Here is a 13,759-nt window from a genome sequence, read left to right on the forward strand (position 1 = left end):
TCAGGTGAGTTGGCGGAGGGCGGCAGCACGCACTGACGCGGTGCGGAGAAACTTCGGCCTGACCACCGAAACTCCTCACGCACCGCGTCAGCCCCTCCCCCCACGGAGACCCTTGAACTGCCTTCCCCCCGGAAGCAGTTCAACGGCGTTCCATAGTGCGGAGTCAGGGCGCCGTACCGGTGATACAGGCAATTTTCAAAACTTTTTCCGGCTGTCCAGGAAGGCCTGCCCGAGCGAGGGACCTCACATGTCAGCGGGCCTGCGGGTCCTCACACAGGAACGGCGCGCGCGGCCCACCGGAGTGGTACTCGTACCGCTTGCCATCGGCCTCCAGGATGATCCGCATCCCGTTCACGAGCGCCTGCGTGTAGCGCATCCCCGGCTCCGGGCAGCCCAGACTCCCGTCCGACCAGGTCACCTCCTCGGCCGAGACCACCTTCACCCCGGCCGCCTGCACACCGAGCCGCTTCGCCAGATCAGCCGTCGCCTGCTCCACCGCCGTACCGCCCGGCGTCCCCGTCGGCGCCGCACCACCCGGCGTCGGGGCCGGCTGACTCGAACCACTCTCGGACGGATTCACAGTCGGGGTTCCTCCCACTCCAGATTCATTGCCACAAGCAACCAAAACCAGCACCACGGCAGCACCCGCCACCACCACACCGAACCGTCGCATCACGATCACCACCTCCCACCCTAGACGCTCCCGGAATCCCGTTCGTTGCAGGAAGTGGCAAATCTTCCGAGACCCCTACCGCCGCGACCTCATCGTCACTTAGCGTCAATAACAGTTGCCGTGAACAACTACTGAACGGGGAAACGTGTGATGGGCAAGGCAAGTGCGCGGGGAATGCTGGTGCTGGCGCTGACCGGAGCGACGCTGTCGATGGGCGGCCACGCGGCCGCGCAGCCGGATCCGCCGTCGGCGGACGACTGCCCCAGCCGCTTCCAGGTCGCGTACGCCAATTCGTCGTACGCCGGTGGTGCCAGCGGCCCGGGTAAGCCCGGTGGCGGCCCGGCCGGGACCGGGGCGGCGCGGAAGGTGAACGAGATCCGCGGCGTCGGCTGCTACGGCCGGACCGGGGCCACCACCGGCCGGATCACGCTGAAGTGGAGCACCCCGGGGAAGCTGTACGAGGGGATCATGTACTACCAGCTCCTGGACTGCAGCACCCGCAAGTACCCCGTGACCCAGAGCTTGCAGTACCCGAACGGCAGCAAGCAGAACTACGGATCCGGCTCCGCGAACGTCACCCTGACCAGGGGGCACAAGTACCAGCTGCGCATCACCGGCAGCGGGTCGTTCGCCCGCACGGTCGACGGCGCCGGGGCGATCGGCTACTACCGCACCGTCAAGGTCGGCGACACCCCCGCCTGGATGGACTTCAGCTCGAGCTGCATGTAGTCAGCCGGCGTCGGGGTAGGTGACGGCGCGCAGGACCTTGGCCGGGGCGCCGGCGGCGATCGAGTACGGCGGGATGTCGTGGGTGACGACGCTGTTGGCGCCGATCACGCATCGCTCGCCGATCGTCACACCGCTGGTGACGACGACGTTCGCCCCGAGCCAGACGTTGTCGCCGATCCGGGTCGGCCCCTTGGAGTCGAAGCCCTGCCAGGGCACCGGCCGATCCGGATCGTCGAAGCGGTGGTTGGAGTCCGTCACGAAACAGCCGTTGGCGAGCATGCAGTGGGCACCGATCTCGACCAGCTCGAGCGCCGCGACCATCACCGCGATGTTCAGGAACGTGCCTTCACCGATCCGCACCCTGGCCTGGTCGCCGACCGTGATCCACACGTTCGGCTCGAACACCGCGTGCTCCCCGACCTCGAGCCGCCCGTCCCGCAGCGCCTCCAGCACATTCCCCTGCAACGGCCAGCGCGCGAACGCCCCGCGCCGCATCAGCTCCCAGTGGATCCGCGCCCGGTTCCACGGCAGCGAGTTGCGCTCGTACCAACGCCACTTCTGCACCCAGAGCTTGGCCTGCCCCGCAAGATCCTCCACCCGCCTCAGGCTACCCGCGAGCACCGCCGTACCGAGGCACCGTGTGCCCGCCCAGAGACACGCCACTCACCGATGGCAGACTTGGGCGGGATGACAAGGGAGCGAACGTGAACGACCTGATTGCACGGGGATTCTGGGGGCCGCGGCAGGAGTCGCCGGAGGTGATCGCCGACAAACTGGTGGCGCTCCTGGCAGACCTGGACAAGGTGGTCGGGGAGTCGCTTCCGTGGTCGTCTCACCATCTTCCGGGCAAGTTGCTTGCTGAGCCGGTGAACGCTCTGCAAGTGATTTCTGACGCTTTCCGCGACAACACCGACGCCCCGCAACTCGGGATCAATCAGGTGTACGAAGCGCGCGGCGCAAGAGTCGGAGAGCTCCGGATCTCGATGAGTGTCGGGGGATATTCTGATTCCCCGAAACTGCACAACACGTTCTTGGTGCGGTGGTCTGGAGCCGAACTGGGGGCGCTCGCCGGCCCGGTCCTGCGCCGCCTTGTCGCTGCTTGGGATCCGGACTGGGCCGCTGTGACGTCGAGGTCTCTCATGAACGCGATGGCCGAGGTGCAGCCTCGTGGAACGCCAGGGCCGAAAGTCGGGTACCTGACCTACCTCTCCGAGGGGCGCGCACAGGTCTTGCCAGGTGGTTTGGGCAAACACCTACGCGAGCTCGAGAACGGTGGTGTCGTCATCGGCTCCGGCGAGGACGATGGCTTCCTCTCCGAGGACGAGGTCGGCGCGTTCGCGAGGGATCTCAAGTCCAGCGCGGCGTTCGCGGCGATCCCGACGTCTCGCAGCAAGTTCTGAGCGAAAGCAGGGCGCGCGACGCGCCCAGCCAGATCCTCCACCCGGCTCAGGCTACGTCGTGACAACATCCGGCCAGCGCAGGCGAGCCGCCCCGCAACGCACCTACGATGCAACCCATGGCGTTGGTTCTGTGGGTCGTCTTCGCACCTGTCGCCATCGGTCTGGTGGAGTGGGCGGCGATCTGCGCGGTCGGTGCCCGGCAGGTCGCGATCACCCGGCAACAGATCATGCGCCGGATCCGGTGGTGCTACGGAGTCCTCTTCCTGGCGTTCCTCCTCGCCGGTGTCCTCGCTGAAACGACTGCCGCCGTCGCGCGCAAGCTGGAGAACCCTGCCAGCCAGGTGCCGAACGACCTGTTCTTCTGGTCGCAGCCGGCCCGCGACGCCGTGGTGGACGGCTTGTTCATCGCTCTCGATGCGGCCGGCCTGGCGCTGTGCGCGGGAGGCTTCGGGTTAACGCTGCTGGCCGTGCTCTACCTCCGTGAGAGGTACCCCCTCGGATACCGGGACCCCACGCGCTTCCAAAGGGATCAGGATGGTCGTCTCCCACCGCTGGCGCGACAGCTCTGGATGGGGTGGCTCATCCTCCCGTTCCCGGTCGGCGTGGGGCTGCACGTGCTGGCGACTCCGGACGGAATCCTGCTGTCGGCCGCCGTGGCCGCGCTGAGTGCCGTCGCCTTCGGCCTGGTGGCCTGGGTGGAGTGGCGGGTCTGGCGGGAGAACAGGAAACGCTGGGCGAAGAGCGCCGCCCCTCAGGTCCGGACGCTGACCGGCAGGCGCCGTACCGTGGTGGCGATCAGCGCCGGGTTCCTCGGTGGATCGGCTGCCTCCTGGGCTGTGCTGGCCTTGCTCTACGAGGGACACCTCGCGACCTCGTCCAGTACGGCGAGCAAAGTCGGGATGCTGGTCGTCGCAGCTCTGCTCGGTGTGGTTCGAGCGTTCGCTGACCTGACCAGGGACCGTGCAGAGACCGCACTCGGCTGACTAGCGGAAGTCGCGGGACGGGGTGCGGGTCGCCAGGGGTAGGCGTTCGAGGTGTTCGGCGGAGAGGTTGGTGACTTCGCCGGCGCGTTCGACGCGGCCGCGGATGATCATCGCACTGGCGTTGCGGGCGACGGCGGCGTGACGGTGCCAGCAGCCTTTGGTGATGACGATGTTGGCCATACCGGTCTCGTCCTCCAGGTTCATGAAGGTGACGCCGGAGGCGGTGGCGGGGCGCTGGCGATGGGTGACGACACCGGCGACGCGGACCCGGGTGCCGTTGGGGACCTCGCGGAGTTGAGCGGCCGAGAGGATGCCGTCGGCGCGGAGCTGGTCGCGGACGCGTTGCATCGGGTGGCTGGTGGCGGTGATCGAGGTGGACCACAGGTCGGCCATATCGGTCTCGATATCGCTCATCCCGGGCAGGGTCGGTGGTGGGCCGGCGGTGGAGACACCGGCCAGCCGGTCCGGGCGCTCCTCGGCGGCCCGGCCTGCCTCCCACAACGCCTGCCGTCGATCCAGACCGAAGCAGTCGAACACCCCGGCCGTGGCGAGCGCCTCGACCTGGGCGGCGGTGATCCCAGTACGGCGTACCAGGTCGGCCATGTCGCGGTAGTCGCCACCGCGCTCCCGCTCCTCGACGATCAGCTTCGCGCCCTTCTCCCCCACCGTCCGGACCTCCGACAGCCCGAGCCGGACGGCGAAGGCACCGTCACGCCGGTGCAGTGTCGAGTCGAACGGCTTCGATCCGTCGAACGGCCCGACCAGCGGTTGCGGATCCTTCAGGCAACTCGGCGAACCGGTCGGGCCGGTCAGCTCCTGACCGTCGACCAGCACCTCCAGCTCGGCGTTGATCCCCGAGCGGAGCAGGTCAGGACGCCGCACCTCGACGCCGTGCCGGCGGGCGTCGGCGACCAGGGACTGCGGTGAGTAGAACCCCATCGGCTGAGCCCGTAACAGCGCGGCCAGGAACGCGGCCGGGTAGTGCAGCCGCAGCCAGGTGCTCGAATAGACCAGCAAGGCGAAACTGATCGAGTGCGACTCGGCGAAACCGAAGTTCGCGAAGGCTTCGATCTTGGCGTAGATCTCGTCGGCCAGGTCACCGGTGATCCCGTTGCGCTCCATCCCGGCGTACAGCTTGGCCTTCAGTGACGAGATCTTCTCGACACCACGTTTGGAACCCATCGCGCGGCGCAGCAGGTCGGCCTCGTCACCGTCGATCTCGCCGACCGCCATCGCCATCTGCATCAACTGCTCCTGGAACAGCGGGACGCCCAGGGTCCGGGCGAGCACCGGCTGCAGCTTCGGATGCAGGTAGCTGATCGGCTCTTCACCGGTCCGGCGGCGGATGTACGGATGGACGGCACCGCCCTGGATCGGGCCGGGCCGGATCAGCGCGATCTCGGTGACCAGGTCGTAGAACCTGCGTGGCTTCAACCGGGGCAACGTCGCCATCTGTGCCCGCGACTCGACCTGGAACACGCCCACCGAGTCGGCCCGGCACAACTGGTCGTAGACCCCGGCCTCTTCCTTCGGGATCGTGTGCAGCAGCCAGGACTCCCCCAGCTGCTCGCGCACCATGTCCAGGCAGTACTGCAGTGCTGCCAGCATGCCGAGGCCGAGCAGGTCGAACTTCACCAGCCCCATCCACGCGCAGTCGTCCTTGTCCCACTGCAGAACCGTGCGTTTCTCCTTGCGGGCATGCTCGATCGGCACCACCTCCCCGACCGGCCGCTCGGTCAGCACCATGCCACCGGAGTGGATGCCCAGATGCCGGGGGAACTTCAGCAACGCCGTCGCCATCGTCACCACCTGCGGCGGAATGTCGTGCTCGGTCGACGTGATCTCCGGACTCCAGCCGTCCACCTGCTTCGACCACGCGTCCTGCTGACCGACCGAATACCCCAGTGCCTTGGCAACATCCCGTACGGCGGACTTCGGCCGATAGGAGATCACGTTCGCCACCTGGGCGGCGTTCTGGCGGCCGTACTTGCCGTAGACGTACTGGATCACCTCCTCGCGTCGATCGGAATCGAAGTCGACGTCGATATCGGGCTCCTCGGCCCGGGTCGAGGCGAGGAACCGCTCGAACGGCAGGTCGTAGAGGATGCTGTCCACCGCGGTGATCCCGAGCGCGTAGCAGACCGCCGAGTTCGCCGCCGAGCCCCGGCCCTGGCAGAGGATCCCGTTGCTGTGGGCGAAGCTGACGATGTCGTGGACGATCAGGAAGTAGCCCGGGAAGCCCTTCGCCTTGATCACGGCCAGCTCCCGCTTCAGCCGCTCGTACGCATCCGGGCGCTGTTCGCGGGTCCCGTACCGCCGGGCGGCGCCCTCGAGAGTGACGTGCTCCAGCCAGCTGTCCGGGGTGTGCCCGGCCGGGACGTCACGCAACGGCAGCTTCGGTTTGGCCCGGCCCAGGTCGAAGGCGAGCTGGTCGGCCAGGGTGACCGACCGCGCGACAGCGCCGTCGTACCGGCGGAAGCGGTAGGCCATCTCCTCGCCGGTGCGCAGGAACGCCATCCCGCTGGGTGGCAGCCAGCCGTCCATCGCGTCGAGGTCGCGGCGGGCCCGGACCGCGGCCAGCGCGGCGGCCAGCTTGTGCTGTGCCGGGACCGCGTAGTGAACGTTGTTGGTGGCAACGACCGGGAGACCACGATCGGCGGCCAGATCGGCGAGGATCCGGTTCCGCGTGCTGTCCTCCGGCAGGTGGTGATCGGTCAGCTCGACCACCACCCGGTCCTTGCCGAACAGGTGGGCCAGCCGATCCAGCTCGCGCCCGGCCGCCTCCGGCCCGTTGGCCTGCCCACCGCGCTCCAATGCCTGTCTGACCAGACCCTTGCGGCACCCGGTCAGCACCACGAAGTGCCCACGACGCTTGTCGTTCGCCAGCTCCTCCAGGTGGTAGATCGGCCGCCCTTTCTCCCCACCGGCCAGCTGCCCCTCGGTGATCGCCCCCGCCAGCTGGTGATACCCCTCCTGCCCCTCGGCGAGCAGCAGCAGATGACTACCCTCCGGGTCTGCCACCCCGTTCTGCGGGCCGGTCAGCCCGAGCGACAGCTCAGCCCCGAACACCGTCGGCAACGAATACGCCGCCGCGGCCTCGGCGAACCGGGCCGCCCCGTAGAACCCGTCGTGATCGGTCAGCGCCAGCGCATACAACCCCTGCCGAACCGCGGTCTCGACCAGCATCTCCGGCTGCGAAGCCCCGTCCAGGAACGAGTAGTTCGAGTGCACGTGCAGCTCCGCATAAGCCACCGAAGACTCGCCGCGCTCCACCTTCGACGGCACATAAGGCCCCCGGTGCTGCGACCATGCCGGACTGTCCCCACCGTCTGCCGTCACCGGTCGCCCGCCATGGCTCCCCGGCCGCGACCGGTCCGACAACCGCCGCTCCAGCTCCGACCACTTGATCGGCGGATTGTTGTATCCCATGGCGGACCTCCTGCCCGCCATACTAGAACATAAGTTCGATTCCCCGCGAATCCTAGTCGAGCGCTCGCAACACCAGTTTCATGGCGTGCCCGCCACCCGCGGGATGGACGTACGCCGCATGGGCGGCGGCAACGATCGCAGCCAGGTCACGCTCGTCGAGGTCGGCGCCGACGGCCCCCGCATCGCGGGCGCGGGACAGCAGCAGACCCATCGCACGGTCGAGCTCGGCAACCGGCCCTTCGACGTTGCCTGCATCAGCCTGCAGTCGCGCGGCGAGCTCGTGGGCCGCCGCGCCCTCGGTGACCAGTTGCACCAGAAAGTCCCGCAACGCCCTGCCCGGGTCGTCGGACCCGGCGTACGAGTTCGCCGCGACCACAAGGTCCTCGACCGCTGCGGCGAGGACTGCGTCGACCAGCTCGGCCTTGGTCCTGAAGTGCCGGTGAACCGTGCCCGCACCGACGCCGGCCCGCCGGGCGATCTCGTCGAGGGACACACTGAGCCCCTCCGCCACGAACGCCTCACGAGCCGCGGCCACCACCTTCGCCCGATTGGCGACGGCGTCGGCCCGGCGGGGCCCGGTTGAAGCGGGGCGCTCGCCCCGTTTAGGATCAGTCATCGCCTCATCTTCCCCCACGACTGCCCAGGAGCGCCGATGCCACTGACCACCGAAGACCGGCTGGCCATTCACGAACTGGTCTCGCTGCACGGGCATCTCGCCGACGACCGGCGTACCGGCGAACTCGGGCTGTTGCTGACACCGGACGCGTCGTACGACGTGACTGCCTACGGACTGGGGGTCGTCCGGGGGCTGCCCGCGCTCATCGAACTCTTCAGTTCGGCCCCGGGCGACCAGCCCGCCGGGCATCACGTCACCAACGTGATCGTCACGCCCGACCCCGACCTCGACGACCGGGCCCGGGTTCGCTCGAAGGGGCTCTCTGTGATGGCCGACGGCCGGGCGGGGACAGTGGTGTACGAGGACGAGGTGGTGCGGACAGCGAACGGATGGCGCATCAGCGCTCGCGTGGTCGTGCCAGCCTGACCCTTTTGTCGTCGCGAACAGCGATGTACTGTCGCGAACATGAGTGTTCGCGTAGTTCCTGCGCAGTCGCTGCCCGGTACGGCGGGGGCCGCGACGCCGGAGCAGGTTCTCGACACGGCGGCGGCGGTGCTCGCCAAGGACCCGGCCGCCTCGCTGGGGCAGATCGCCTTGGCCGCGCGGATCGGCCGGACCACGTTGCACAAGCAGTTCCCGACCCGGCACGACCTGCTGGTGGCCGTCGCGTCACGGGCGCTCGACATCAGCGAGTCGGTAGTCGCCGCCGCGCCGGACGACCCGGATCCACTCCGCCGAATGGTGGTCGATCTGCTGCCGTTCGGCGCCTGCCTGACGTTGCTGACGGCACAACCCGAGATCTTCAGCGACGACGCCATCACCTCCCGGACCGATGCACTGACAGCGCCGATCGCAGCGATCGTGGCAAGTGCCGGGACCATCCGCCCCGGTGTGCCCGACTGGTGGCTCGTCCGGTCCCTGCATGCGCTGCTGTTCACCGCCTGGGATCTGCTCCAAGCCGGCTGGCTCGCACCTCGTGACGCGCCTGACCTGGTCCTGTCGACGTTCACCGGAGGAGTGCTGACGCGATGACCGACCCTGCCGTGCTCGATGCGTTCTGGTCCCGATCCGGGCGGGACGATCCGTACCAGATCTACGAGCAGCTCCGCGCCGGCGGACCGATCATCGGCGCCGGCCAGGAGTGGGTGAGCACCGGCTACGCCGTCTGCAACGCGATCCTCCGCGATCGACGGTTCGGCGTCCGCCCGGCCGGCGATCCAGGTCCGACGTCGGAGGACACCTCGGGCAATACTCTCGATCTCGGTTTCCTCGAGCGCGAACCACCGGACCACACCCGGCTGCGGCGGCTCGCGGCACCGGCGTTCCGGCCGAAGATGATGGCCGGTTACGCCGAGCGGATCACCGACTTCACCCGCGACCTGATCACCGGTATCGAACGCCGGGCCGCGGCCGAGCCGTACCGCCCCTTCGACCTGATCGCCGACTTCGCCGCGCCGCTGCCGATCGGCGTCATCACCACATTGATGGGCATCCCGGACGCGGACGTCGATCGACTGTCTCAGCACGGCACCGTGGTCGGTTCTGCCTTGTCCGGCGTCGGCTCTCCAGCCGAAGCGGCCGCACTGGCCGCGGCGAACGCCGAACTGTACGAGCTGTTCAGCGAGCTCATCCCACTGAAGAAGGCGCACCCCGGCGATGACGTGATCAGCTATCTGGTCGCCGCAGCGCCGGACGGGATCACGCCGTACGAGCTGCACACGACCGCAAGGCTGCTACTGATCGCCGGGTTCGAAACAACGGTCAACCTGATCGGCAACGGAGTTGCCACCCTGCTCGACCACCCGGACCAATGGGAGCTGCTCCGCACCGAACCAGAGCACGCGGCCGCCGCCGTCGAAGAGGTCCTGCGCTATGCGCCGCCGGTCCAGAACACGAGCCGCTTCGCGCACGAGCCGGTATCGATCGGCGGCGTCGACGTACCACCGGACAGCTGGGTCATGCTGGTCCTGGCCGCCGCCAACCGCGACCCCGAGGTCTTCGACGATCCCCTCACCTTCGACATCACCCGCCCCCGCCAGGCCGAGCACCTGGCCTTCTCCAGCGGCATCCACTACTGCCTAGGCGCCCCACTAGCCAGATTAGAAGCCCAGATCGCCTTCGCCGAACTAGCCACCAGACTCCCCAAACTGCACCGCTCACCAGACCTACCGACCTGGCGAGAATCCCGAGTAATCCGCGGCTACTCCACCCTGCCACTCCTAACCAGCTAGAGCGGCCCCAGCACATCCCGTACGGCGGCATCCAGCTCCAGGCCCTCCAGCACAGCAAGCAACTGCTTCTCCTCGTACCGGAAGTGGTTCTCCATAATCGCCGCCACCCCTTCGAGATGCCGATCCAGCTCAGCCGGAGGCGCCGCCCGCTCAACCGCTTCGCGCAACCCCTGCAGCAGGTGCGAGATCATCGAGTGGTCTTGGGTGAGCGCGCGCAGAACCGGCGCGAGCTGCGGATGCGCGGCCTCGATGGCCGGAAACAGAGCATGGTCCTCACCCTGATGGTGACCGTCGAGGGCAGCGCAAAATCCGTGGCAGTACAGCAACAGGTCACGACTCGCCTGCTCACTCGATGTCCCGTCCCGCACGGCTTCACGGGTGACCTGCAGGGCTTCGCGGATGCGGACATGCACCCGGCGCAATTCATTGCTCCAGGCAACCAGCCTGGTCGTCTCGCGCTCAGTCACGCGAGAACGAAGAGAGGGACGAGAACATCGTCGACTCCTTCGGTCCGGCGCCTCCATGCCTGACAGGGCCTGCCACCAGCACGCGACGCTGCCCCCATCATAGTTGACCGCGGGCAGCAATTAATTAGCTGGCTGGTACGGCGGGAGGGTTGGTACCGTGCCGGGGTCCGTGACGTCACGCTTGGAGGTGGGAACCCATGAACGCTGTTTCGCAGTGGGTGCTCTCCTTCTCGTGGTCACGGGCGGGCGATTGACATAGGTGTCGCCGGGAGCGCCCCGAGAAATTCGGCACTCCCGAAAGGAAACACCTATGAACTCTTTGCTTGTCTCGATCTCCCGTGTCGCCGAGAACCAGTGGCACGCGGTGGAGAACGATCTGGTCGTCGGCCGCGGTCATGCGTCCCGCCGACTCGCCGGCCGGACCTTCCTCAGCATCGACACGTGGGACGACGCCGTCTTCGACCGGCTCGCCGTCGCGATGCTCACCGACCAGCCCGAGCCGGTGTACACGGTGGTCGACGAGAGCGATCGTGCACTGACCGCCGGCTGGGAACGCGCCGGTTTCACCACCTGGCGCCGTGAGCGCGAGTACGTCGTACCAACCGGCCCGGCGTCGACACCGATCCCGCCCGGCGTCGTCATCACGGCGGCCGAGGAGGACCCACTGCGCGAGCTGGATCGCGCACTGCGCGCCGAGATCGACTGGCCGACCATGCCTGCCGAAGTCCTGCCCTGGCAAGGCGGAAGCGTCCCGCTCGACCCGTCGACGTACACCGTCGCCAAACTCCACGGCCAGTACGTCGGCCTCCTCCGACTGGCGACGTACACCCGGCAACCCCGGATCGGCCTGATCGCAGTCCTGCCCAGCCACCGGCACCAGGGCATCGGTCACGCACTACTCGACCAGGTGCTGGGCGACCTCCACCACGCCGGGACCCGAACAGTCGCAGCCGAAGTCAACGAAACCAACGCAGCAGCGATCGCACTGTTCCAACGCTTCCAAGCTCGCCACACCAACACCAACCTCGAACTCGTTCACGGGAAGGCCTGACCATGCCCAGAAAAGCAGGCGCCATCGAGCTCGACGGTGTAGTCGTCGAGTCTCTCCGCAACGCCACCTTCCGCGTCGAACTCACCAACGGCCACCAGGTGCTCGCCCACATCAGCGGCAAGATCCGCAAGAACTACATCAAGATCATCCCCGAGGACCGCGTCCTGGTAGAGCTCAGCCCCTACGACCTCACCCGAGGCCGAATCATCTTCCGCTACCGCAACTGACCCAGCCGGTGTGACACTCTCGTCACTCGATCAACACTAGAACATCCGTTCGATGATCGGCTAATCTGAAAATATGCTTGGTCGGTTCACGGTGCGCCCCGCAGACGACGGATCCGAAGGGTTCGGCGTCTGGGACGGCGCAGTCAACGGTTGGCGTGCGAGCGGTATCCCAGACGAACTCACCGCAGCCGAACAAGCGGTCGAGCTGGAGATCCAGTACGACGCCCACGGCCCCCGCCCCGCCGACGCCGTACGAGTCCTCCCGTCCCCCCAACCAGTACGCCGCGCCACGTGGTCCGAAGGCCAGATCGAAGCCTGGGTCCGAGACACCGGCACCGGCGCCTGGTACGCCAAGTTCCGCGACCCCACAGGCCTCGTCAGCCTCATCCTGGGCAACGACGTCCGGCCAATCAACGACAAGAAGCGATAGCGAGCAACAGTCCGCAAAGCAACCCGTTGCCCACCGCAACGACCGGCCACCATCCCCTCGGCCAGCCTAAGATCATGGCCGCCTTGAGGGACTCGGCGCAACGCACAGGTGGGCCGGTCCGTCAAGATCTACGCCCAGGACTGCAGCTTGTGACATACATTCTGTGTTTGATTGACAGCGGTGAGTGAATCACGCGAGGCTGTTGAACGGGAGCCCGCTCGACAGGCTGTGTGAGGAAACAGGGGGAATCTGATGAAATTTGCACGTCCTGTGGCGGCGATAGCCGTCCTTGCTCTGCTCGGCAGTGGCCAGTATTCGGCCTCCGCGGAGCCATCTGAGGGATCGGCTGACGCCAAGGTAAGCGCCTCCGGTCTTCGTGATTCCGCATCGCTGAGTACACCGGTGGTCGTGGACGGCACAGTGCGTATCCCGAATGAAGCACCATCGGCCGGGGCCAACGTTGTGCTGCTGGCCTGGCCGAGCAACGAGGTTGTCGAGAAAATGGCCATCAATGACAAACTCACCCTACAGCCGGTAGCCACGGCAGTAACGGCCAGTGACGGCTCGTTCCAGCTCCGACTCGATTCCAACGAAAGAATCAGGCCGATGGCCGACTCGTACGGAATCGTCAACTTCGACATCGTGGCCTCGCCGGCTGATCCGGCGAGCGGTCAATCGGGCAGCTCGTTCAGCTTCTCGCGCAGGCTGGTCGACACTGCCGCCGGGCCGGTGCTGGCCGATGTGAACACGCCAGAAGGCGAAGCCACACCGGCCCCGGCGACCGAAGTGCAGTTGAAGTCCGACGGCACGGTGCAGGAGGTCAACCCTGAACCCCAACTCCCCATGGATGAGTCAGCGGAGGTGATTGAGACAAACCCGGCACCGTTGCAGAAGGACGGAGACACCGTCTGCGATGTGAGTTACGTGCAGGGGCTTGGCCCGATCTGGGTGCTTGTCGGGCAAACCTTCAACGTGGCGACCTGGATGAAGGCGCGGTTCACCTACATTCAGGGGTCGTCGAGTTCTCTCGGGGTTGGTATTTCGACGAGCGGCAAAGCGGGAACTTTCAGCACGCACGGTTCATCATCTCGCTCGAGCACGACGACGCTGGGATATGGCGAGCACGGTGGTACCACAAAACGCTACTTCGACACACAATTCGCGTTCGGCAAGTACTTCCACAAGTGCTACGACTCCGGATCCGGATACCAATGGTCGTTCTACACGATCAGGAACAACGGATTCATCGGAAGCACGCGAATTCGTAAACTGAACTTCGCCCCGAATGCCACCCACTGCTCCCCCCTCGCGGCGAACACCTTTATTGAGAAGGATGAGACCCGAGCGGTCACCTGGTCGAACGGTGTCGAACTCACCGGAATGGGTATGGGTTTCTCCAGCACGACCGGCTACAACAACTCCTCCAAGCTTTACTACGAAGCAACAAAGTACAACCGCCAAATGTGCGGTCTGTATGCCGTCCCAGGTCAAAAACCGGGCCTCCTTGTCGCCAAGTAGTGAGG

The 13,759-nt window shown here is 66.8% G+C and carries 15 protein-coding genes; 10 read left to right on the top strand and 5 right to left on the bottom strand.

Annotation, left to right across the window (positions count from 1 at the left end; all coding sequences use genetic code 11):
- Positions 1-250: 250 nt before the first annotated feature.
- Positions 251-580: a hypothetical protein gene (locus ACFCV3_RS13495; RefSeq protein WP_376029872.1), complete on the bottom strand. Its 330-nt coding sequence runs from the start codon at positions 578-580 to the stop codon at positions 251-253.
- Positions 581-823: 243 nt separating this feature from the next.
- Here ACFCV3_RS13495 and ACFCV3_RS13500 point away from each other — a divergent pair, with 243 nt between their 5' ends.
- Positions 824-1,402, top strand: a complete 579-nt coding sequence (locus ACFCV3_RS13500) for a hypothetical protein (RefSeq protein ID WP_376029873.1) — start codon at positions 824-826, stop codon at positions 1,400-1,402.
- Here the strand turns inward: ACFCV3_RS13500 and ACFCV3_RS13505 are convergent, their stop codons facing one another.
- A complete protein-coding gene (locus tag ACFCV3_RS13505; RefSeq protein WP_376029876.1) occupies positions 1,403-1,999 on the bottom strand; it encodes an acyltransferase in 597 nt (198 codons plus the stop codon).
- Between the two features lie 107 nt (positions 2,000-2,106).
- Between ACFCV3_RS13505 and ACFCV3_RS13510 the strand changes: the two genes are divergently transcribed.
- Together ACFCV3_RS13510 and ACFCV3_RS13515 are read left to right on the top strand one after the other, a co-directional pair.
- On the top strand, positions 2,107-2,802 hold the full coding sequence (locus ACFCV3_RS13510) for an Imm52 family immunity protein (protein ID WP_376029879.1): 696 nt from the start codon (positions 2,107-2,109) through the stop codon (positions 2,800-2,802).
- Positions 2,803-2,918: 116 nt separating this feature from the next.
- Positions 2,919-3,785: a hypothetical protein gene (locus tag ACFCV3_RS13515; protein WP_376029882.1), complete on the top strand. Its 867-nt coding sequence runs from the start codon at positions 2,919-2,921 to the stop codon at positions 3,783-3,785.
- Here ACFCV3_RS13515 and ACFCV3_RS13520 read toward each other — a convergent pair whose 3' ends face one another.
- Both ACFCV3_RS13520 and ACFCV3_RS13525 read right to left on the bottom strand, forming a co-directional pair.
- On the bottom strand, positions 3,786-7,214 hold the full coding sequence (locus tag ACFCV3_RS13520; RefSeq protein ID WP_376029884.1) for an error-prone DNA polymerase: 3,429 nt from the start codon (positions 7,212-7,214) through the stop codon (positions 3,786-3,788). It lies immediately after the preceding gene.
- Positions 7,215-7,266: 52 nt separating this feature from the next.
- On the bottom strand, positions 7,267-7,830 hold the full coding sequence (locus ACFCV3_RS13525) for a TetR/AcrR family transcriptional regulator (RefSeq protein WP_376029886.1): 564 nt from the start codon (positions 7,828-7,830) through the stop codon (positions 7,267-7,269).
- Positions 7,831-7,866: 36 nt separating this feature from the next.
- Here ACFCV3_RS13525 and ACFCV3_RS13530 point away from each other — a divergent pair, with 36 nt between their 5' ends.
- The 3 genes from ACFCV3_RS13530 to ACFCV3_RS13540 are packed head-to-tail and all read left to right on the top strand — an operon-like array spanning position 7,867 to position 10,061.
- Positions 7,867-8,256 carry a nuclear transport factor 2 family protein gene (locus ACFCV3_RS13530; protein ID WP_376029889.1) on the top strand — a complete coding sequence of 130 codons (390 nt, stop codon included), beginning with the start codon at positions 7,867-7,869 and terminating at the stop codon, positions 8,254-8,256.
- Positions 8,257-8,295: 39 nt separating this feature from the next.
- Complete coding sequence (locus tag ACFCV3_RS13535; protein ID WP_376029891.1) at positions 8,296-8,862, top strand: TetR/AcrR family transcriptional regulator; 567 nt, start codon at positions 8,296-8,298, stop codon at positions 8,860-8,862.
- Complete coding sequence (locus ACFCV3_RS13540) at positions 8,859-10,061, top strand: cytochrome P450 (protein ID WP_376029893.1); 1,203 nt, start codon at positions 8,859-8,861, stop codon at positions 10,059-10,061. Before ACFCV3_RS13535 ends, ACFCV3_RS13540 begins: the two co-directional genes overlap by 4 nt.
- Here ACFCV3_RS13540 and ACFCV3_RS13545 read toward each other — a convergent pair.
- Positions 10,058-10,528, bottom strand: a complete 471-nt coding sequence (locus ACFCV3_RS13545) for a hemerythrin domain-containing protein (protein WP_376029896.1) — start codon at positions 10,526-10,528, stop codon at positions 10,058-10,060. The two genes, ACFCV3_RS13540 and ACFCV3_RS13545, sit on opposite strands and share 4 nt — an antisense overlap.
- Positions 10,529-10,838: 310 nt before the next feature.
- On the opposite strand from ACFCV3_RS13545, the gene ACFCV3_RS13550 reads away from it, so the two are divergent.
- From ACFCV3_RS13550 to ACFCV3_RS13565, 4 genes are all read left to right on the top strand, one after another.
- Positions 10,839-11,579, top strand: a complete 741-nt coding sequence (locus tag ACFCV3_RS13550; protein WP_376029898.1) for a GNAT family N-acetyltransferase — start codon at positions 10,839-10,841, stop codon at positions 11,577-11,579.
- A gap of 2 nt (positions 11,580-11,581) precedes the next feature.
- On the top strand, positions 11,582-11,806 hold the full coding sequence (gene infA / locus ACFCV3_RS13555) for a translation initiation factor IF-1 (RefSeq protein WP_376029901.1): 225 nt from the start codon (positions 11,582-11,584) through the stop codon (positions 11,804-11,806).
- Positions 11,807-11,879: 73 nt separating this feature from the next.
- Entirely contained in the window at positions 11,880-12,236 is a 357-nt protein-coding gene (locus tag ACFCV3_RS13560) for a hypothetical protein (protein ID WP_376029902.1), read from the top strand.
- Between the two features lie 252 nt (positions 12,237-12,488).
- Positions 12,489-13,754: a hypothetical protein gene (locus ACFCV3_RS13565; RefSeq protein ID WP_376029905.1), complete on the top strand. Its 1,266-nt coding sequence runs from the start codon at positions 12,489-12,491 to the stop codon at positions 13,752-13,754.
- Positions 13,755-13,759 lie beyond the last annotated feature (5 nt).

Source organism: Kribbella sp. NPDC056345, assembly GCF_042262745.1.
Lineage (GTDB): Bacteria > Actinomycetota > Actinomycetes > Propionibacteriales > Kribbellaceae > Kribbella.